At 70.9% G+C, this 19073-nt stretch carries 20 protein-coding genes; 12 read left to right on the top strand and 8 right to left on the bottom strand.

The features are described from left to right. Nucleotides 1-13: 13 nt before the first annotated feature. Nucleotides 14-1630 (bottom strand): hypothetical protein, encoded by a 1617-nt coding sequence (locus tag AB0J69_RS04800; protein WP_364112922.1) that lies wholly within the window; start codon nt 1628-1630, stop codon nt 14-16. Between the two features lie 24 nt (nt 1631-1654). Then, a complete protein-coding gene (locus AB0J69_RS04795; protein ID WP_364112920.1) occupies nt 1655-2413 on the bottom strand; it encodes a CAP domain-containing protein in 759 nt (252 codons plus the stop codon). A 307-nt stretch (nt 2414-2720) separates the two neighbouring features. Here AB0J69_RS04795 and rplM point away from each other — a divergent pair, with 307 nt between their 5' ends. Genes rplM through glmM form a run of 3 tightly spaced genes read left to right on the top strand, consistent with a single transcriptional unit; the run spans nt 2721 to nt 5063 of the window. After that, complete coding sequence (rplM, locus tag AB0J69_RS04790; RefSeq protein WP_106236123.1) at nt 2721-3164, top strand: 50S ribosomal protein L13; 444 nt, start codon at nt 2721-2723, stop codon at nt 3162-3164. A gap of 26 nt (nt 3165-3190) precedes the next feature. Further along, entirely contained in the window at nt 3191-3715 is a 525-nt protein-coding gene (rpsI, locus tag AB0J69_RS04785; protein ID WP_364112919.1) for a 30S ribosomal protein S9, read from the top strand. A 1-nt stretch (nt 3716) separates the two neighbouring features. Further along, on the top strand, nt 3717-5063 hold the full coding sequence (gene glmM / locus AB0J69_RS04780) for a phosphoglucosamine mutase (RefSeq protein WP_364112918.1): 1347 nt from the start codon (nt 3717-3719) through the stop codon (nt 5061-5063). A gap of 54 nt (nt 5064-5117) precedes the next feature. Here glmM and AB0J69_RS04775 read toward each other — a convergent pair whose 3' ends face one another. From AB0J69_RS04775 to coaA, 6 genes are all read right to left on the bottom strand, one after another. Beyond that, nucleotides 5118-5834 (bottom strand): ABC transporter permease subunit, encoded by a 717-nt coding sequence (locus AB0J69_RS04775; RefSeq protein ID WP_364112916.1) that lies wholly within the window; start codon nt 5832-5834, stop codon nt 5118-5120. A gap of 2 nt (nt 5835-5836) precedes the next feature. Next, nucleotides 5837-6751: an ABC transporter ATP-binding protein gene (locus AB0J69_RS04770; RefSeq protein WP_364112914.1), complete on the bottom strand. Its 915-nt coding sequence runs from the start codon at nt 6749-6751 to the stop codon at nt 5837-5839. Further along, on the bottom strand, nt 6748-7608 hold the full coding sequence (locus AB0J69_RS04765) for an ABC transporter permease (RefSeq protein WP_364112912.1): 861 nt from the start codon (nt 7606-7608) through the stop codon (nt 6748-6750). The genes AB0J69_RS04770 and AB0J69_RS04765 overlap by 4 nt, the downstream gene beginning before the upstream one ends. Continuing rightward, complete coding sequence (locus AB0J69_RS04760) at nt 7601-8509, bottom strand: ABC transporter ATP-binding protein (protein ID WP_364112910.1); 909 nt, start codon at nt 8507-8509, stop codon at nt 7601-7603. The genes AB0J69_RS04765 and AB0J69_RS04760 overlap by 8 nt, the downstream gene beginning before the upstream one ends. 40 nt (nt 8510-8549) lie before the next feature. After that, complete coding sequence (locus AB0J69_RS04755) at nt 8550-9485, bottom strand: DUF389 domain-containing protein (RefSeq protein WP_364112908.1); 936 nt, start codon at nt 9483-9485, stop codon at nt 8550-8552. Between the two features lie 161 nt (nt 9486-9646). After that, nucleotides 9647-10549, bottom strand: a complete 903-nt coding sequence (coaA, locus tag AB0J69_RS04750; protein ID WP_364112975.1) for a type I pantothenate kinase — start codon at nt 10547-10549, stop codon at nt 9647-9649. Nucleotides 10550-10744: 195 nt separating this feature from the next. Between coaA and AB0J69_RS04745 the strand changes: the two genes are divergently transcribed. The 9 genes from AB0J69_RS04745 (at nt 10745) to AB0J69_RS04705 (ending at nt 19065) form a co-directional block, all read left to right on the top strand. Then, the gene (locus tag AB0J69_RS04745) at nt 10745-12151 is read left to right on the top strand and encodes an alkaline phosphatase PhoX (protein WP_364112906.1); all 1407 of its coding nucleotides are present in this window, start codon (nt 10745-10747) and stop codon (nt 12149-12151) included. Nucleotides 12152-12164: 13 nt separating this feature from the next. Then, complete coding sequence (locus AB0J69_RS04740) at nt 12165-12515, top strand: holo-ACP synthase (protein WP_364112904.1); 351 nt, start codon at nt 12165-12167, stop codon at nt 12513-12515. A 9-nt stretch (nt 12516-12524) separates the two neighbouring features. Further along, on the top strand, nt 12525-13976 hold the full coding sequence (locus AB0J69_RS04735; RefSeq protein WP_364112902.1) for an NAD(P)H-hydrate dehydratase: 1452 nt from the start codon (nt 12525-12527) through the stop codon (nt 13974-13976). A gap of 68 nt (nt 13977-14044) precedes the next feature. Further along, nucleotides 14045-15166, top strand: coding sequence for an alanine racemase (gene alr, locus AB0J69_RS04730; protein WP_364112973.1), 1122 nt, complete (start codon nt 14045-14047; stop codon nt 15164-15166). 45 nt (nt 15167-15211) lie between these two features. Then, the gene (locus AB0J69_RS04725; RefSeq protein WP_364112900.1) at nt 15212-16261 is read left to right on the top strand and encodes an alpha/beta hydrolase; all 1050 of its coding nucleotides are present in this window, start codon (nt 15212-15214) and stop codon (nt 16259-16261) included. Next, complete coding sequence (gene tsaE / locus AB0J69_RS04720) at nt 16261-16719, top strand: tRNA (adenosine(37)-N6)-threonylcarbamoyltransferase complex ATPase subunit type 1 TsaE (protein ID WP_364112898.1); 459 nt, start codon at nt 16261-16263, stop codon at nt 16717-16719. The genes AB0J69_RS04725 and tsaE overlap by 1 nt, the downstream gene beginning before the upstream one ends. 168 nt (nt 16720-16887) lie before the next feature. Then, nucleotides 16888-17595: a hypothetical protein gene (locus AB0J69_RS04715; RefSeq protein ID WP_364112896.1), complete on the top strand. Its 708-nt coding sequence runs from the start codon at nt 16888-16890 to the stop codon at nt 17593-17595. Nucleotides 17596-17598: 3 nt separating this feature from the next. Continuing rightward, nucleotides 17599-18135, top strand: a complete 537-nt coding sequence (locus AB0J69_RS04710) for a class F sortase (RefSeq protein WP_364112894.1) — start codon at nt 17599-17601, stop codon at nt 18133-18135. A 6-nt stretch (nt 18136-18141) separates the two neighbouring features. After that, nucleotides 18142-19065: an aminoglycoside phosphotransferase family protein gene (locus AB0J69_RS04705; protein ID WP_364112892.1), complete on the top strand. Its 924-nt coding sequence runs from the start codon at nt 18142-18144 to the stop codon at nt 19063-19065. The last annotated feature ends 8 nt before the right edge of the window (nt 19066-19073 follow it).

The following is a 19073-nucleotide window of genomic DNA, read 5'->3' as shown; positions in this document are numbered from 1 at the left end:
CTCGATGCCCGGTTCAGCCCAGCGGACTTCCGGTGAGTGCCCGGTTGTCCAGGGCCAGGAACAAGGTGGCCTTGGTGATGTCGTTGATGGCCTCGGAAATCCGCTTCGACCCCTTCGAGTCGGGCTTGGTGCCGTCCTTGTTCTGGAACCAGTACAAGATCGCGTAGTGGCCGTACGTCGAGATCTTCGCGCCGCCGCTGCCCGAGCCGAGGAACTTGGTGACGGTGTCCTTGCCCGCCAGCGGCTTGACGTAGTTCTTCGTGTCGCCGGCCTTGGCCACCTTGCTCGCCTGCTTGCTGGAGCTGAGGTTGGCCACGCCGACCGTGCCGATGACCTTGCCGTCCTTGTCGCGGAAGCTCGCGCGTACGAACTGGGTGCACTTGGCGGCCTTGAGCGCCTTGTGGAGCGCGTCGCCCAGGGCGCCGTCAGTGCACTTCTTGTCCTTGCTGGTGATCGTCATCTCGTAGCTGCGGCCGGAGACCGAGAGCTTCTTCTTCGAGCCGAAGACCTCCTTGACCGAGATCGGGTCAGGGTCGGTGCTGCGCTCGGCGGCGTAGCCGTACTTGCCGGGCGGGGGTGAGGGGAGCGGCGCCGAGGTCTGGCGTGCGGCGGTGGCCTCGGCGGTGACGGGGTCGTCGGTGTTCCACATCAGCGCGAGGCCGCCGCCGAGCAGGCCGAGCACCGCGACGCCGCCGAGCGCGGCCCACAGCGGGGCGCGCGAGCGCTTGCCCTCGTCGTAGGGGCTCCAGCCGACCTTGCTCTGTGGTGCCCTCGTGGTGTCGCCGGCGGCGTCTTCCTTGGTGGAGCCTTCGTTGGCGGAGGTTTCCTTGTCCTTGCCCTTGCGCTCCTTGCGGGAGCGGCGGGACTTGCCGGTCGCGGGGCCGTCGTCCGAGGGGTCGCCGGCTCCTGGGGCGGCGCTTCCCGGACCGTCGCCGGATGGTGCGCCGCCGAACGCGCCTCCGCCGCTGCCGAACGCGTCACCCCCGCCGAAGGCGCCACCGCCGCCGAAGGGGTCGCGTCCGCCGGAAGAGCCGCCACCGGACGGGCGGCCACCGGACGGCCCACCTGCGGGGCCTGCGCCGAACGAGCCGCCTCCGAACGAGCCGTCGCCAGGGGGGCCGCCGGGCCGCTGGCCGCCTGCGGGGCCTGCGGCGAACGGGTCGTCTCCGAAGGAGCCGGGCGCCGAGGGGCCGCCCGCGTGGCTACCGCCGCGGCCTCGCCTGCCACGGGAGGGCCCGCCGTCGCCGGGCGCGCCACTCATCGGCGCGCCGCCGTCGAACGAGCCGCCGCTGAACGAGCCGCCGTTGAACGGGCCCGCGGGCCCGCCGCCCGCGGGTCCGTCGCCGTTGAACGGGCCGCCGGTGGAACCGCCGCCGTTGAAGGCGCCGCCCGCCGGGCCGCCGCCGTTGAATGCGCCCCCCAGGCTGCCGCCCGCGGCGTCGCCACCTGCGGGGCGACGACCTGCTGGGCCGCCGTCCGCGGGTCCGCCGCCTGCGGGGCCGCCGCCGTTGGGCGGGCCGCTCCTGGGGGCGCCACCCATCCCGTAGGGGGCGCCGCCGGCGGGGCCGGGGCCGAAGGGGGCGAAGGGAGCGTCGCCCGTGCCGTTTTCACGTTCTTGGGGAGAACCCATGCGGAGACATTACCGTGAGGTTTGTCATTGGGTTCCGAAGTCCTGGGTCCACCACAGCCCGCCGGGGCCGGAGGCGACGCCGACTCCGATGGCCTTCAGGCGGCAGTCCAGGATGTTCTTGCGGTGGTCGGGGCTGTCCATCCAGCCGCGTACCGCCTCATCGGGCGTGCTGTAGCCGGCGCCGATGTTCTCGGCGGCGCCCCAGCGGTATCCGGCGCGCTCCATCCGGTCCCAGGGCGAGGCGCCGTCGGGGGAGTTGTGCGCGAGCCGACCGGTACGGGCCATCTCCAGCGAGTGCGTACGCGCGGACCGGGTGAGCCCGTCGTCCACCCGGAGCGGCCCGCAGCCGCGCCTGGCCCGGGCGGTGTTGGTCAGGGAGACGACCTCGTACGCCATGCCGGCCAGCACCCGCACGCCGTCGTCCTGGTCGCCGAGCACCGCGGGGTCGTCGTGCGAGTTGAAGCCGGGGATCTGCCCTTCGGGCGTCCTGGTCGGCCTTGGTGTGGCGGCCTCGCTCGGGATCTTCTTGGTCGTGACGCCCCGGGGGATCCGGTCGACCTGCGGCTGCGCCTTCTTCGCCGCCGTCGGCGCGGGGTTGGCGGTGGCGGCCGCGGGCGGGACGGTCTCGTTGAGGTAGATGTGGGGGGCCGGCTCCGCGTCGTCGATCAGCCGGCCGATCAGCACGCCCGTGAAGAGGACCGCCATGAGGCAGGCCAGCACACCCAGGTGGCTCCGGCGCCGGGGGCCCCGCTGGGTTTGCCGGGTGTGAGTGTTCTGCCACATACCGCCGCTAACGATAGGGATGTCGGGTCCTGGGAAAGAAGAGGTCCCAGGGAAACGAAATCGAACCGTTCTGCGGTCAGGTAGACTCGCTTCGGGTTACCGGTCACTTTGACCTGCACGCCATTGGGCGGGTAGCTTAGGTTCGTTGTGTGCATAGGTCCAGCGTGACCAATGCGCGGCGCGTCCGGCGTCATCTCCCGTGTTGCGGAGACGGAAGGTCCGGGCCGTCGTGTGCCCGCACCGACCGACAAATGTGGCTGTCGCATCCGACAGCGCCGAAGACGCGAGCATAAAGAAGGCTACGACCGTGCGCACGTACTCACCGAAGCCCGCCGACGTCCAGCGTCAGTGGTACGTCATCGACGCGACCGATGTCGTGCTGGGCCGGCTGGCCAGCCACGTCGCGACCCTGCTCCGCGGCAAGCACAAGCCGATCTTCGCGAACCACGTCGACACGGGTGACTTCGTCATCGTCATCAATGCCGACAAGATCGCGCTGAGCGGTAACAAGCGTGAGCAGAAGAAGGCGTACCGCCACTCGGGCTACCCGGGCGGTCTGCGTTCCGTCAGCTATGGCGAGCTCATGGACAAGCGCCCCGACAAGGCCGTCGAGAAGGCCGTGAAGGGCATGCTGCCGAAGAACTCCCTCGGTCGGAAGATGGCCAAGAAGCTGAAGGTCTACGCGGGTTCCGAGCACCCGCACCAGGCCCAGCAGCCGGTGCCGTTCGAGATCACCCAGATCGCCCAGTAGTAGTTCGAAAGAGTTAGAGGAGAACCGTGGCTGAGCCCACCGGTGTCGAGACGGTCGTAGAGACGGCCGAGCTGGAGGAAGTCTCCAGCGAGGACTTCCCGTCCGAGTACACCACCGAGTCCGCCGCCAGCGCTGACGCTCCCGTGCGCAAGCCCGTCACCACGGGCAACTCGTACGGCACCGGCCGCCGTAAGGAGGCGATCGCCCGCGTGCGCATCGTCCCCGGCACCGGCAAGTGGACGATCAACGGTCGTTCGCTGGACGTCTACTTCCCCAACAAGGTCCACCAGCAGATCGTCAACGAGCCCTTCGTGGTGCTCGGCGCCGAGGAGGCGTTCGACGTCATCGCGCGCATCGACGGCGGCGGCGTGACCGGCCAGGCCGGCGCGCTGCGCATGGGCCTGTCCCGCGCCCTGGCGATCCTGGACGTCGAAGTCAACCGGCCGCCGCTGAAGAAGGCCGGCTTCCTCACCCGTGACGCCCGCGCCACGGAGCGGAAGAAGTACGGCCTCAAGAAGGCCCGCAAGGCTCCGCAGTACAGCAAGCGCTAAATTGGCGCGCCTTTTCGGCACCGACGGGGTACGTGGGGTCGCGGGTCGCGACCTCACGGCCGAGCTCGCCATGGATCTTTCCGTGGCGGCGGCTCATGTCCTCGGCGATGCAGGCGCGTTCGCCGCTACCGGACGCCGTCCGGTAGCGGTCGTGGGCCGGGACCCGCGTGCCTCGGGAGAGTTTCTCGAGGCCGCCGTGGTCGCCGGCCTCGCGGCGTCTGGAGTGGATGTGCTGCGCCTCGGCGTGCTGCCCACCCCGGCCGTCGCCCATCTCACCGCCGCGCTCGGCGCCGACCTCGGCGTCATGCTCTCGGCGTCGCACAACCCCGCGCCCGACAACGGCATCAAGTTCCTGGCCCGCGGCGGCTTCAAGCTGTCCGACGTGGTCGAGGACGAGATCGAGCGGCGGCTGGGCGAGGAGTGGAGCTTCCCGGTCGGCTCCGGCGTGGGCCGTGTGCGCGACGCGTACGGCGAGGCCGACCGCTACATCTCCCACGTGCTCACCACGATGAGTGCCGCGCTCGACGGCCTGAACATCGTGGTCGACTGCGCCCACGGCGCCGCCCACATGGTGGCTCCGGAGGCGCTGGTGCGCGCGGGGGCCCGGGTCGAGGCCATCGGCGCGCGGCCCGACGGCCTCAACATCAACGCCGGCTACGGCTCCACCCACCTGGACAAGCTCCAGCAGGTGGTCATCTCGCGCGGGGCGGACCTGGGCGTGGCCTACGACGGCGACGCCGACCGCTGCCTGGCGGTCGACCACACGGGCTCGATCATCGACGGTGACCACATCATGGCCATCCTGGCCGCCGCCATGCACGGCGAGGGTCTGCTGGCCAAGGACACCGTGGTCGCGACCGTGATGTCGAACCTCGGCTTCAAGCTCGCCATGCGCGATGCCGGGATCACCGTGGTGGAGACCGCGGTGGGCGACCGTTACGTGCTGGAGCGGATGAAGTCGGACGGCTTCAACCTCGGCGGCGAGCAGTCGGGCCACGTCATCATGCTCGACCACGCCACCACCGGTGACGGCCTGCTCACCTCGCTCCACCTGCTGGGCGTGATGGCCAAGTCGGGGGTGCCGCTGAAGGAGCTGGCCGCGGTGATGACGCCGTTGCCGCAGATCCTGATCAACGTCAAGGACGTGGACAAGGGCAAGTCCTCGGTGCCCGAACTCGTCGCCGCGGTGGCGGAGGCGGAGGCGGAGCTCGGGGAGACCGGCCGGGTCCTGATCAGGCCGAGCGGGACCGAGCCGATGATCCGGGTCATGGTCGAGGCCGCGTCGGAGGAGCACGCCACGCAGGTGGCGGGGCGGCTGGCCGACGTGGTGCGTACGGCCTGCGTCTGAACAACACCCTTTTCGGATACGGCCCGCGGGGATTCCCGCGGGCCGTATCCATGTCTACTCGTCGCCCGTGAGCGAGAAGGCGCGCAACCGCTGGCCGGCCCAGAGGACCGCGCCGATGGTGACGAGGAGCAGGGCCGGTACGGCGAAGCCCAGCGTGACGTCCGTCTTGAGGAACGCCGAGTCGCTGATCTGGTCGGCGATCGACTGGCCCCAGCGCTGGATCGAGAACTTGTGGGCGCCCGCGATGAGGTTGCCCACCAGCGTCTCCCAGACCAGGGCGTAGACGATGCCGATCGTGACCGCGTGCCGGGTGACGACGCCGAGCAGCAGGAAGACGGCCGCGTACGCGATGCCGGCCACCAGCGAGCCCACGGCGAAGCCAGGGGCGATGCCGTCCTCGTTGCCCACCAGGATCCAGGCCGCCACGTACGTCGGCACGGTCGCGAACAAGGCCAGCAGCGTGACCGCCACCAGGAACTTCGTCTGGGCGATGACCGGGCGGGAGATCGGCTTGGACATCAGGTGGATGATCGTGCCGTCGTCGATCTCCGGGGCGATGACGCCGGTGCCGGCGATCAGGCCCAGCAGCGGGAGCATGGTGCCCAGCGCGAACTTCTCCATGAGCTGGACGGTCGTGCGCTGGTCGTCGGCGCCGAACACGCGCAGCATCACGGCCAGGCCGATCAGGGCCACCGGGAGCAGCAGGAGCAGGAGGATCCGCCGGCGGCCCAGCAGGGCCCGGTAGGTGATGCCGGCGACGACTGTGTTCATGGTCAGGTGCTCCTGTTGATCAGGTAGGAGAAGACGCTCTCCAGGTCCTCGTCCGCCGGGGAGACCTGGTGCAGGCGCACACCCTCGGCCTGGGCGACCCGGGGCAGGAGGCGGGTGAAGCGGCGGAGCTCGGTGGCCTGGACCTCCAGGCCCTCCGGGCGCAGCGCGATGCCGCCGGTCGAGTCGTCGCGTACGAGGGCGGCGGCGAGCTTCCTGTCGTCGCTGGAGCGGATCATGAACAGGTGGGGCCGGTCCGTCATCAGGCGCCTGATCTCGCGGAAGTTGCCGGACGCCGCGTGCCGCCCGGCCACCAGGACCTCGATGTGCTGGGCGACCCGCTCGACCTCCTCCAGGATGTGGGAGCTGAACAGGATCGTCTTGCCGGCCGTGCCCATGGCGCGGATCAGGTCCATGAGGTGCATGCGCTGGCGCGGGTCCATGCCGTTGAACGGCTCGTCGAGCAGCAGCACGGGCGGGTCGTGGACGAGCGCCGCCGCGACCTTGACGCGCTGGCGCATGCCCTTCGAGTACGTCTCGACCCGCCGGTCCTTGGGCTCCTCCATCTCCACCGTGGCCAGGGCCTTGCGGGCGGCCTCCTCCGGGTTGCCCAGGCCGTGCAGGCGGGCGGCCGAGAGGACGAACTGCCAGCCGGTCAGGAAGCCATACACGCCCTCCTTTTCGGGAACTAGGCCGATATTTCGGTAGATGTGGTGGTTCTTCCAGACCTTGGTGCCGTCCAGCGTGACCGTGCCGCCCGACGGGGCCAGGAAGCCGGCCATCATGTGCAGGAGGGTCGACTTGCCCGCGCCGTTCGGGCCGAGCAGGCCCGTGACGCCCGGGCCGATGGTCATCGTGACGTCGTTGACCGCCACCACGTTGCCGTACCAGCGGGAGACCTGCGAGAGCTCGATCTTCATTGCGCGGCCGCCTTCCTGTAGCGCAGCCCCAGCGCGAGCAGGGCGAGGCCGATCAGCACCACCAGCACCGCCGCCGAGGCGGGGCCGTTCGGGTAGGGCGCGCTCTCGATGGAGTGCCGCGGGGTGTCGAACAGCCAGACCTGTACGGAGTCGACCAGCCAGAACGGGCTCATCAGCCACGCCCAGGGAGCCACGGACTCGTTGCCCGACGAGTACAGCGTGCCGTAGATCAGCGGGACCGATCCGAACGACAGCAGGTAGACGGTGATCACCGAGGCCACGCCGAGCCCGCGCCGCGGCGTGAACGAGGCCAGCGCCAGCCCGAACGCCGACAGCAGCAGCGCCAGCGCCAGCGCCATCACCAGCGCGCCCAGGAACTCGCCGGTGGCCGGCGGCCCCGGCATGTCCACCACCAGCTCGCCCACGAAGATCAGCGTGAGCGGGGCCGCGACCAGCGCGAACACCGCCACGGTCATGGCCACGACCTTGGCGCCGACGTACTCGGCGACGGAGACCGGCCGCGACAGGTAGAGCGGCAGCACGCGGTAGCGCAGGTCGGGCGCGACGACGGTGGGCGCCTGGGCGGCCAGGAAGATCGCCACCACGGCCTGCATGACCACGGCGAACCCGCTGTAGGGGATGCCGCGCTGTTGCGCCAGCGCCATCATGGCGATGTTCACGACCGCCGGCAGCATCATGATGGCGACCAGGGCGAACGGCACGACCTTGCTGCGCGCCGGGCGGCCGAGACCGAAGATGCCGCGCAGGCTGTGCACGGCCAGCGCTCTGGCCGAGTAGCCCCGGCCGAGCCGGGGACCGTCGTAGTGCCGATAGCCGATGTCGTAGATCTCAGACATGTGCGACCTCATCCCTGAAGACGTCCTCGATGCGGTGGCGGCCCTCTTCGAGGCGGATCAGGCACAGGTCCAGGTCGACGGCGGCGTCGCGGATCGCGTCGTACGTCTCGGGCCCCAGCACCTTGATCACCAGCAGGCGCCCCTGACGCGAGACGGTCTGTCCGTCGGCGGCCAGGCGGGCGGCCAGCTCGTCGAGGCCCTCGTCGACCTCGACCGTCACGGTCTGCGTGGCCTGGGTGAACTCGCCGATCGCGGACGAGCGCAGCAGCCGCCCGGCGTCGATGACGATCACGTGGTCGCAGATGCGCTCCAGCTCGCCCAGCAGGTGGGAGGTGACCAGGACGCTGATGCCGAACTCGGTGCCGATGCGCCTGATCAGCGTCAGCATCTCGTCGCGGCCGCGCGGGTCGAGGCCGTTGGTGGGCTCGTCGAGGAAGATGAGCTTGGGGTCGTGGACGAGCGCCTGGGCCAGCTTCACCCGCTGTTTCATGCCGGTGGAGTAGGTGCCGACGGCGCGATAGCGCTCTTCGGCCAGGCCGACGTGGCGCAGGACGTCGGCGGCGCGCTCGCGGGCGGCGGTTCGTGGCAGCCCGGACATGCGGGCGAGGTGGACGACTAATTCGGTGGCGGAGACGTCGGGGGGCAGGCATTCGTGCTCGGGCATGTAGCCGACGAGCCTGCGGATCTCGGCGCCCTGCGCGGTGACGTCCAGGTCGAGGACGCGCGCGGCGCCGCCGGTGGGCGGCAGCAGGCCGAGCAGGATCTTGATCAGCGTGGACTTGCCGGCGCCGTTCGCCCCGACCAGACCGGTGACCCCGGCGCCCACGGTGACCGTGAGCTGGTCGACCGCGGTGACGGTGGGGAAACGTTTGGTCAGCCCCTCGGTGGCGAGGATGTGCATGTGCCGGACACTACCGGGGCCGCCATGGCCGGCGCCTCGGTCATACGGATGAACGCCGTCCTACTTGAGGCCAGAATCTGCGCTGGACCAGGAGGGTGGCGGTGCCCGCGATGACCATGCCGAGGATGTTCACGGCGAGCTGCGAGACCGACCCCGCGACCTCCTTCCAGTCGCTCAGCGCCAGCGCGACGGCGGCGTAGCCGGCGGCGGGCACCGTGGTGACCGAGATGAAGACGCCGATCAGGGCCGAGGACTTGCCGGCCGTGATCGACAGCACCCCGGCCGCGCCCGCCAGCAGCGCCACGATGAACGACCACCGGTCCGGCTTGACGATGAACTGGACCTCCTCGTTCCTGGTGAGGTTGCCGAGGTCGATCCAGCCGAGCCAGTAAGAGACGAGCGCGCAGGCGTAGGTGATCGCGATCGCCACCGCGAACCCGATCACCAGCGTCCGCAGCGCGGTCGCGATCAGGTGGCCCCTGCGGCGCAGCAGGCCGAAGCAGATGGCCGCGACCGCGCCGAACTCGGGGCCGAGCACCATCGCGCCGACGATCAGGATGGGGGAGTTCTGCAGCACGCCGATGCCCGCGAGCTGCGTGGCGATGGCCAGGAAGGCCAGGTAGGCCCACGTGACACGGGTGTCGGCGTAGACCTTCTGGGCGAGCTCCTCCCAGATCACCGCGTCGTCGGGCTCGCCCGGCGCCTCCTTGACGGCGTCCTCGGCGACTTTCGACAGCGACAGATCGATCTGCTCGGCGGCTATCGACCCCTCGGTCTCCAGCCACTTGAGCTGGGTCAGCACCTGGTTGGCCGACTCTCTGGCCGCGTCGCACAGGACCACGTCGCCGCGTGGCTCGCGGGCCGCGCCCGGCAGGACGACGATGTTGGTGACGCCGGGGCAGTCCTCCAACACCGTCGTCACCTCGTCGGTGCGCGCGGCCGGGATGATCAGTCGTAGATGGAGCACGCGGCCCATTGTCGTCGATCGGACGTTGACGATGTGTTGACGCGATTACCCGAGGCTTCCTCACATGATCCGGTACAGGTGCCATGACCACGGTGAGGAGTGCTGGTTCGCCGACGTGGACGACCAGGAGTGCGGTGGCAGGTTCGCCCGTTATCTGTTCGAGGAGGCGTTCAGGTCTGGCGGAGGCGTACCCGCCGTACGGAGTGGTCCGCGCCCTTCTTGAGGACGAGGTCGGCCCGGCCCCTGGTGGGGGCGATGTTCTCGACCAGGTTGCGCTCGTTGATGTCGCGCCAGACGTTGACCGCGAAGTTCGTGGCCTCGTCGTAGGACAGCTCCGCGATGTGCCGGAAGTACGACTTCGGGTCCTCGAAGGCGGTCCGGCGGAGCTTGTGGAAGCGGTCGATGTACCAGGAGCGGATGTCCTCGACCTTGGCGTCCACGTAGATGGAGAAGTCGAAGTAGTCGTTGACCGCGAGGGAGGTGGGCGGGGCGGGTTGGAGGACGTTGAGTCCTTCGATGATCAAGATGTCGGGACTTTTCACGGTCTGGGTGATGCCGGGGACGATGTCGTACTCGAGGTGGCTGTAGACCGGTGCGTGCACCTCCGCCGCTCCCGCCTTCACCTCCGCCACGAACCTGACCAGCGCCCGCCGGTCATAGCTCTCCGGGAAACCCTTGCGATGCATGATCTTCTTGGCGTCGAGCACCGCGTTGGGGTAGAGGAAGCTGTCGGTGGTGATCAGCTCCACGTGCGGGTGCTCGGGCCAGCGGGCCAGGAGGGTGTGCAGCAGGCGGGCCGTGGTCGACTTGCCGACCGCGACGCTGCCCGCGATGCCCAGGATGTACGGGACGCGCTGCTCGGGATGGCCGAGGAACGCGCTCAGCACGCTGCTGCGCTGCTTGGACCCGGTGAAGTGCAGGTTGAGCAGCCGGGTCAGCGGGAGGTAGATGTCGGTGACTTCGGTGAGGTCGATGGGGTCGTCGAGGCCGCGTAGCTCTTCCAGCTCGTCTGCGGTGAGAGTCAAGGGCGTGTTCTTGCGGAGCTCGCTCCACTGCTCCCTGCTCAGTTCCACGTAGCCGTTGTTCACCTAGGCAGCGTAGCGATGTACGACAAACCGGATCTCGTCCGGGGCGGCCCCCGTGAATCCACAGCCTGTGGATAAAGACGTGGGATTACCAGGACCCAGTTCGGGGAAAGATAGGGGGCCTTCCCCAAATCCGTTATGCAACGGTGGGTCGGCGGCTACTGTCCGGACGGGAGGTTTTCCGTGGACCGTCGTCGCTTCATCACCAACGTGGTCACCGGCATCGCCGGGCCCTTCGCGGGGGTCGCGTGCGCCGGGGCCCATGGCGGGGCCAGGCCCGTACCCGGTTACGGCCCGCTGCGTCCCGTCCGCGACCTGCGTGACGGGAAGGCGCGGCTGCACCTGCCGGACGGGTTCAAATACCGCTCGTTCAGCGTGGCCGGCGACAAGTTCAGCGACGGATCCACGGTCCCGGGCCGGCACGACGGCATGGCGGCCTTCGCCGGACCGAAGGACAGCGCCATCCTGATCCGCAACCACGAGGTCAACGGGCCCGTTGGCGCGTTCGGCGACAGGGACAAGGCCTACGACCGCATGGCCGGGGGCGGCACCTCCACGTTGCAGGTCACCCGCTACGGCGAGGTGATCAAGAGCGCGCCCTCGCTGAACGGCACCATGATGAACTGCTCGGGCGGCCCCATGGTCTGGCGGGCCTGGGTGAGCTGCGAGGAGACGGTCAACGGGCCCGACGTGGCCGGCGACTTCTCCGGTGGCGACAACGCCAGGCTCGAGCGCGGGCACGGCTACATCTTCGAGGTGCCGGTCGGCCGGGCCGCCACCGCCAGGCCGATCCGGTCGGCCGGGCGCTTCCCGCACGAGTCCGCCGCCTTCGACCCCTCCTCGGGCGCGATCTACCTGACCGAGGACAACTACAGCTTTCCGTCCGGCTTCTACCGCTATCTGCCGCCGAAGCACCCGGTCCTGGCCGGGCGGCTGCTCGACGGCGGCCGGCTGCAGATGCTCGCCGTCAAGGGCGCCGAGCGCAAGAACCTGTCCGTGGGGCAGGCACCCGGCGCCACGTACGAGACGCGCTGGGTGGACATCGACGACCCCGACCCCGCCTTCAAGGGCAGGCCCTCCTACGACGAGGCCGCCCAGGCGGTGGGCAGGCAGGGCCGGGAGGAGGGCGCGGCCGTCTTCGCCAGGCTGGAGGGGGCCGTCCACCACCAGGGGACGATCTACTTCGTCTCCACGCAGGGCGGGGCCACCGCGCCGGGCGACACGGCGCCCGACGGGTTCGGGAACGGCCGGGGGCAGGTGTGGGCGTACGAGACGTGGAGCGGGCGGCTCAAGCTCGCCTACGAGTCGCCCCGCTCGTCCGTGCTCGACCTGCCCGACAACGTGACGGTCAGCAGGCGCGGCACGCTGGTGCTGTGCGAGGACGGCGACGGCGACAACTACCTGCGCGGGCTCAGCAAGGCGGGGGAGATCTTCGACTTCTGCCGCCTGGCGCCGATCTCCGGCGACGAGGGGGCGGAGTTCGCCGGCTCCACGTTCGGTCCAGGCGGCCACACCCTCTACGTCAACATCCAGGCCAAACAGGGGATGTCCATCGCCATCTGGGGGCCGTGGGAGCGCGGCCCGTTCTGAGTACGCTGGGACGATGATCCTGGGTATCGGCGTGGACGTCGTGGACATCGCCCGCTTCGAGGCCGCGCTGGCGCGTACGCCGCGGCTCAAGGACCGGCTCTTCACCGAGGTCGAGCGGCCGCTGCCGGTGCACTCGCTGGCCGCCAGGTTCGCCGCCAAGGAGGCCGTGGCCAAGGCGCTCGGCGCCCCCAAGGGCCTCGGGCACCTGGAGGCCGAGGTGCACTGCGACGAGCTCGGCAAGCCCGAGCTGCGGGTCTCGGGCAAGGTGGCCGAGGCGGCCTACGACCTCGGGGTCCAGCGCTGGCACATCTCCCTGAGCCACGACGCGGGCGTGGCCGTGGCCTATGTGATCGCGGAGGGATAGCTTCGGATCATGCGCACTGCCTACTCCGCCATCCAGATCCGGGGCGCCGAGCACGCGCTCATGGCGCTGCTGCCCGAGGGGACGCTCATGCAGCGGGCCGCCACCGGGCTCGCCGCCGCCTGCGCCGACCTGCTGGGCCTTGTCTACGGCAGACGGGTCGTGCTGCTCGTCGGCAGCGGCGACAACGGAGGCGACGCGCTCTACGCGGGCGAGCGGCTGGCCAGGCGCGGGGCGTGGGTGGGCGCCGTGCTGGCCGGGTCCAAGACGCACGAGGCGGGCCTGCGGGCGCTGCTGGACGCGGGCGGGCGGGTCGTCGACCGCTCGGCCCTGGAGCGGGCCGACCTGATCGTCGACGGGCTCGTCGGGATCGGGGCGTCGGGGGCGCTGCGGGAGCCGTACGCGGGGCTGGCCGAGGAGGCGAACGCGGCCAGGGGCACGATCGTGGCCGTCGACGTGCCGAGCGGCGTGGACGCGAGCAGCGGGCAGGTGGCCGGGGCGGCCGTGCGGGCCAGGGTGACCGTGACCATGGGGGCGTACAAGACGGGGTTGCTGGTCGATCCCGGTGCCGCCTTCGCGGGGCAGGTCGAGCTCGTGGACATCGGGCTGGGGGCGTACCTGCCCGATCCCGACGTGGCCGCGCTCACCGGCGGCGACGTGGACGACCTGATGCCGCGGCCGGGCAACGAGTCGGACAAATACCGCCGGGGAGTGCTGGGCGTCGCGGCCGGGAGTGACCTGTTCACCGGGGCGGCCGTGCTGGCCGTGGGCGGCGCGCTGCGGGGCGGTGCGGGCATGGTCCGCTACGCCGGGCGGCGGGCGCCGGTCGACCAGGTGCGCGCGCACTGGCCGGAGGCCGTCGTCACGCTGCTGGACGAGCCCTCGATCGAGCAGGTGGGCCGGGTGCAGGCGTGGGTGCTGGGGCCCGGCCTCGGCACCGACGACTGGGCGTACGAGCTGGCGGGCAGGGTGCTCGCCTCCAACGTTCCCGTGCTGATCGACGCCGACGGGCTGACCCTGGTGGCCAGGGACCGCGGGCTGCTGCGCCGGTCCGCGCCGGTCCTGCTCACCCCGCACGCGGGGGAGCTGGCCCGGCTCATCCGCGCCGACCGCGACGACATCGAGGCGGCCCGGCTCGAGCACGCCCGCCGGGCGGCGGCCGAGCTGGGCGTGACCGTGCTGCTCAAGGGCTCGACCACGGTGGTGGCCGAGGACTCCAGGCCGGTGCGCGTGAACGTCACCGGCACGCCCTGGCTGGCCACCGGCGGCACCGGCGACGTGCTGTCCGGCGTGGTCGGCGCGCTGCTCGCCCAGAGCCTGAGCTGCTACGACGCCGCCTCCTGCGGCGCCTTCGTGCACGGGCTGGCCGGCCGGCTGGCCGCCGACGGCGCGCCCCTGGCCGCCGCCGACGTGGCGACCGCGATCCCGGCGGCCATCCGTGCCGTGACCAGCGCGAGTTCGTGACGGGCGAGCGACGGGAATCGCGCTCGGCCACGTGCGGGAGCTGCCACACTAGAAGGATGTACTCCTCGATGGACACGCCCGCCCAGGCCCGGGTGGACCTGGCCGCCATCAGGCACAACGTGGCCCTGCTCAAGGAGCGGGTCGGCGGGGTGGAGCTCATGGGCGCGGTCAAGGCCGACGCCTACGGCCACGGCCTGGTGCCGGTGTCCGAGGCGGTGCTGCAGGCAGGCGCGGGCCGGCTCGGCACCGCGTTCGTCAGGGAGGCCCTGGAGCTGCGCGAGGGCGGAGTGACCGCGCCGATCCTGTCCTGGCTGATCACCCCGGGCGAGCCGCTCGACGCGGCGCTGACCCAGGACATCGAGCTGTCGGCCGCCGACGCGCGGCTGCTCGACGAGATCGCCGCCGCCGCACGGCGCACGGGCCGCACGGCGCGCATGCACCTGGAGGCCGACACCGGCATGAGCAGGGGCGGCGCCCCGCTCGCCGCCTGGCCGGAGCTGCTGGCCAGGGCGCTGGAGCTGCGCGCCGAGGGCGTCATCGAGATCGTCGGCCTCTGGTCCCACTTCGCCTGCGCCGACATCCCGGGCCACCCGTCGATCGAGCGGCAGCTGGAAGCCTTCGAGGCGGCGCTCAAGCTGGCCGAGCAGGCCGGCGCGGCCGGCTCCCACGTGATCAGGCACATCGCCAACTCGGCCGCCGCCCTGACACTCCCCGCCGCCCGCTACGACCTGGTCAGGCCCGGCATCGCGATGTACGGCCTGAGCCCCATCCCCGAGCTGGGCGACTTCGGCCTCCGCCAGGCCATGACGCTCGTGGCGCGGGTGGGCCTGGTCAAGCGGGTCACCGAGGGCGCGGGCGTCTCCTACGGGCACCTCTACACCACCGAGCGCGAGACCACGCTCGGCCTCGTCCCCCTCGGATACGCCGACGGCATACTCCGGCACGCGACCGGGCGGGCCGAGGTCCTGGCAGGTGGCCGCCGCAGGCTGATCGCCGGCCGGGTGTGCATGGACCAGTTCATGATCGACATGGGTGACGACCCGCTCTCGGCGGGCGACGAGGTCGTGCTGTTCGGGCCAGGTGACGGGGGCGAGCCGACCGCCCAGGAGTGGGCGGATACTCTCGGCACGATCACGCATGAGATCGTGACCAGGATCGGTGCGCGCGTGCCCCGGGTTTACCGGCAGTGATGAAGGGCACATCGCGGCGGCCATGAGCGGAGAAGGATCGGGGACATGACGACGACAACACGGCGCAGGGTAGGGATCGCCGGCGCGCTCGTCGGTGCGGCTTCCGCCGGCGTCGCGGCGGCGGCGCTGGCCAAACGTTACGCGGTCGGCCGGATCAGGCTGCGTCCCGACACCGAGGCGAGCGAGCCGTTCGGTGAGCTGAGGGGCCGGGAGCGCACGCTCGTCACCTCTGACGGCAAGGCCCTGCACATCGAGGTCGACGGCCCCGAGGACGCGCCGCTGACGGTCGTCTTCTGTCACGGCTACTGCCTCAGCCTGGAGTCGTGGCACTACCAGCGGAAAGACCTGCGGGACAACTACCGGATCGTGCTGTGGGACCAGCGCTCGCACGGTCGCTCCCAGCGCTCGAGCGCCGAGGACAGCACGATCGACCGGCTGGGCGAGGACCTGGCCGAGGTGATCCGGCAGTACGTGCCCGGCCCGTGCGTGCTGGTCGGCCACTCCATGGGCGGCATGACGATCATGGCGCTGGCCGACCGATACCCCGAGCTGTTCGGCGACAAGATCCGCGCGGTGGCGCTCATCGCGACCTCGGCCGGCAAGCTCGCCGAGCTGACGCTGGGCATGCCGGCGATGTTGTCCAAGGCCGTGCACAAGGTGGCCCCCTCCACGGTCTCGATGCTGGGCAAGCGCGGCGCGCTGGCCGACCGGGCCCGCCACGTGGGCAGCGACATCGCCTTCCTGATCACGCGCTACATGGGCTTCGGCGACTCCAAGAACATCAGCCCCACCGTGGTCGACTTCGCCGAGTCGATGATCAGGGCGACGCCGACCGAGGTGTTCGCCGACTTCTACCCGGCGCTGATGAACCACGACAAGCTCTCCGCCCTCCACGTGCTCGACCCGGTGCCCACCGCGATCCTGGTCGGCGAGCGCGACTGGCTGACCCCGCCCGACCACAGCAAAGCCATCGCCGCCGCCCTGCCCAAGGCGCAGCTCACCGAGGTGCCCGACACCTCCCACCTGATCCAGCTGGAGCGGCCCGGCATCGTCAACGACGCGCTGCGCGACCTGGTGAAGCGGGTGGAGCTCTGATGAGGCTCGCCACCGCCGACGACATGCGGGCCTACGGCGCCCGCCTGGCCGCCCGCCTGCGCCCCGGAGACCTGCTCGTCCTGTCGGGCCCGCTCGGCGCGGGCAAGACCACGCTCGTCCAGGGCATCGCCGAGGGCCTCAAAGTGCGCGGCCCGATCACCTCGCCCACGTTCGTGATCGCCAGGGTGCACCCCTCGCTGCGCCAGGGCCCGCCGCTCGTCCACGCTGACGCCTACCGGCTGGGCGGCGACCTGGAGGTGGACGACCTCGACCTGGACGCCTCGCTGGAGGAGTCGGTCACCGTCGTGGAGTGGGGCGAGGGGCTGGTCGAGGGGCTGGCCGACGACCGGCTGGAGATCCACATCGACCGCGAGGCGGGCGACGAGGCGCGCATCGTCACGCTGCGAGGTGTGGGCCCCAGGTGGTCCGACACGCCGTCTGATCCGCCAGAAGGCTAAAACGCCCGTCAAACCCGGGTATAGCTGGCACCCTTGACTTACCAGGCCAAAGATATAAATCATGATCGTTGGTCAGGGATTCGCCCAGAATTTCTGGGTATCAGGAGGGGCGACATCCACACTTTTGGTGGATGCTGGGGTGCAAGACGGCAAAGTGGGGTGCGGCCGGTGCTCAGGGTCAGGCGAGTCGCGTACGCGGGAGCCATCGTCATGGTCGGTCTGACCGGCTGCACGGCCTCGGCGGAGACCGATCCAACAGGCACACCCACCCCCACGGCCAGTGGCACGGCCTCCCCCACGACCACCGCCACGACCACCGCCACGACCACGGCGACCAGCACCCCGCGGACGACCACGACCAGGCAGACCATCTCGGTCCAGCTCAACCCCGACCGCGTCACCGCCGGTGAGACGTCCAGGGTGTGGATCCTGGCCAACTGCCCGGTCCCGACCGGCGGGCCCGCCCACACCGGCACCGCCACGTCCAGGGCGTTCATCAACGGCGTCACGCTCAACCCGGTCCCCGCGGCCTCGATCACCCCCACCTCGACGGCCACCCCCGCCGCGGGCTCGCCCTGGGTGCGCGGCGAGGCGCAGGTCTCGGGAACGATCCGGCGCGGCAGCTACCGCGTCGACGTCAAGTGCGACGGCACCAACGACCTGGGCAGGGCCACGCTCAGGGTGGTCGCGGCCGAGACCGAGGCCGAGCCGACCACCACGCTGCCCACCAGGGCGCCCAGGGCCGGCGGCGGCGGCACGTACGCACAGGACGCCTCCGAGGAGTCCTCGATCCCGCTCGGCCCGGCAGGCGTGCTCATCGCCCTGGCCCTGGCCGGGGGCGTCGGTTACGCGATCAAGCGTCGCAGCCGGGCGTAGATCGTGGCCCGCCCTGGACGGGTGGTGCTCGCCGGCGCCGTCACGGGCCTGCTGCTGGTCGCGTTCGGCAAGAGCATGCAGACCGGCACCACCCCTGCCGCAGCAGTCGTGCCCCAGAGCATCGACATCCCCTCGATCGACGTCGAGGCCGACCTGATGAAGCTCGACCTGCAGAAGAACGGCGAGGTCGAGCTGCCGCCCTACGAGAAGCCGAAGGTGGCCGGCTGGTACACCGGCAGCGCCGTTCCCGGCGAGAAGGGCGCCTCGGTGATCATCGGCCACGTCGACACCAAGACCGCTCCGGCCGTGTTCTACAAGCTCAGGCAGTTACGCAAGGGCGAGACCGTCAAGGTGGAGCGCAGCGACGGCAAGGTCGTGCGGTACAAGGTGGACTCGATCGAGCAGGTGCACAAGGACAGCTTCCCCACCAAGCGGGTCTACCTGGAGGACGGGCTCAAGCTGGTAACGTGCGGCGGCAAGTTCGACTACGCCAAGGGCGAATATCTCGACAATGTCATCGTGTACGCCTCCCAGATCTGAGAGCACATGACCGCCAACCCGCCCGCCGCCGGGACCCGCGTACCCTGGCACGAGGTGCACCCGGGGGTGCGCGCCGCGGTCGAGGAGTTCCTCGGCGGCCGCGTGACCTCAGCCGACACACAGCCGGGCGGCTTCTCCCCGGCCGCCGCCGTACGACTGCGCACGGACAACGGCAGGCGCGCCTTCGTCAAGGCCGTCGGCCCCGAGCCGAACGCCGACACCGTACGCATTTACCAGGCCGAGCTCAAGATCGCCGCCGCCCTGCCGGAGTCCGTCCCCGCCCCCAGGCTGCTGACCGGCTTCGAGCTGGCGGGGTGGGTCGCGCTGGTCTTCGAGGACGTCGAGGCCGAGCACCCCGAGCTGCCGTGGCGGCGCGACCAGCTCGACCGGGTGCTGGCGGCCGTCAAGGAGATGTCGGAGGCGCTCACGCCGTCCCCGATCGACGCCCCGGAGATCGGGGAGGTGTTCGGGCAGGCGTTCCAGGGCTGGCGCCGCCTGCTGGAGGAGGACACCTCGGGCCTCGACCCCTGGGCGCTGCGCCACCTCGGCGAGCTGGCCGAGCTGGAGTCCGGCTGGGCCGCGGCCGCGGCGGGCGACACCCTGGTCCACGCCGACCTGCGGGCCGACAACATCCTGCTCACCGACGACCGCGTCTTCGTCGTGGACTGGCCGTGGGCCTGCCGCGGCGCGCCCTGGTTCGACACGGTGGGCATGTTGCCCTCGGTGAGCATGCAGGGCGGGCCCCCGGCCGACGAGCTGTTCGACCTGCCCGGCCTCCCGGTCACCCAGGTCGTGGCGGCGGTCACCGGCTACCTCGTCCGGCAGGGCCGCCTGCCCGATCCGCCCGGCCTGCCCACGATCAGAGCGTTCCAGCGGGCCCAGGGAGTGGTGGCCCTCGACTGGCTGAAGCGGCGTACGGGCTGGGCGTGACCCTTCCG

It is taken from the genome of Nonomuraea sp. NPDC049709 (genome assembly GCF_040674815.1).
Classification (GTDB): Bacteria; Actinomycetota; Actinomycetes; order Streptosporangiales; family Streptosporangiaceae; genus Nonomuraea.
This window is presented reverse-complemented; position numbering and strand designations above follow the sequence as displayed.

Bases quoted from the DNA above. Each gene is read 5' to 3' on its own strand.
- AB0J69_RS04800 (WP_364112922.1), bottom strand. From the start codon at position 1,630: ATGGGTTCTCCCCAAGAACGTGAAAACGGCACGGGCGACGCTCCCTTC.
- AB0J69_RS04795 (WP_364112920.1), bottom strand. From the start codon at position 2,413: ATGTGGCAGAACACTCACACCCGGCAAACCCAGCGGGGCCCCCGGCGC.
- AB0J69_RS04775 (WP_364112916.1), bottom strand. From the start codon at position 5,834: ATGAACACAGTCGTCGCCGGCATCACCTACCGGGCCCTGCTGGGCCGC.
- AB0J69_RS04770 (WP_364112914.1), bottom strand. From the start codon at position 6,751: ATGAAGATCGAGCTCTCGCAGGTCTCCCGCTGGTACGGCAACGTGGTG.
- AB0J69_RS04765 (WP_364112912.1), bottom strand. From the start codon at position 7,608: ATGTCTGAGATCTACGACATCGGCTATCGGCACTACGACGGTCCCCGG.
- AB0J69_RS04760 (WP_364112910.1), bottom strand. From the start codon at position 8,509: ATGCACATCCTCGCCACCGAGGGGCTGACCAAACGTTTCCCCACCGTC.
- AB0J69_RS04755 (WP_364112908.1), bottom strand. From the start codon at position 9,485: ATGGGCCGCGTGCTCCATCTACGACTGATCATCCCGGCCGCGCGCACC.
- AB0J69_RS04740 (WP_364112904.1), top strand. From the start codon at position 12,165: ATGATCCTGGGTATCGGCGTGGACGTCGTGGACATCGCCCGCTTCGAG.
- AB0J69_RS04735 (WP_364112902.1), top strand. From the start codon at position 12,525: ATGCGCACTGCCTACTCCGCCATCCAGATCCGGGGCGCCGAGCACGCG.
- alr (WP_364112973.1), top strand. From the start codon at position 14,045: ATGGACACGCCCGCCCAGGCCCGGGTGGACCTGGCCGCCATCAGGCAC.
- AB0J69_RS04725 (WP_364112900.1), top strand. From the start codon at position 15,212: ATGACGACGACAACACGGCGCAGGGTAGGGATCGCCGGCGCGCTCGTC.
- tsaE (WP_364112898.1), top strand. From the start codon at position 16,261: ATGAGGCTCGCCACCGCCGACGACATGCGGGCCTACGGCGCCCGCCTG.
- AB0J69_RS04705 (WP_364112892.1), top strand. From the start codon at position 18,142: ATGACCGCCAACCCGCCCGCCGCCGGGACCCGCGTACCCTGGCACGAG.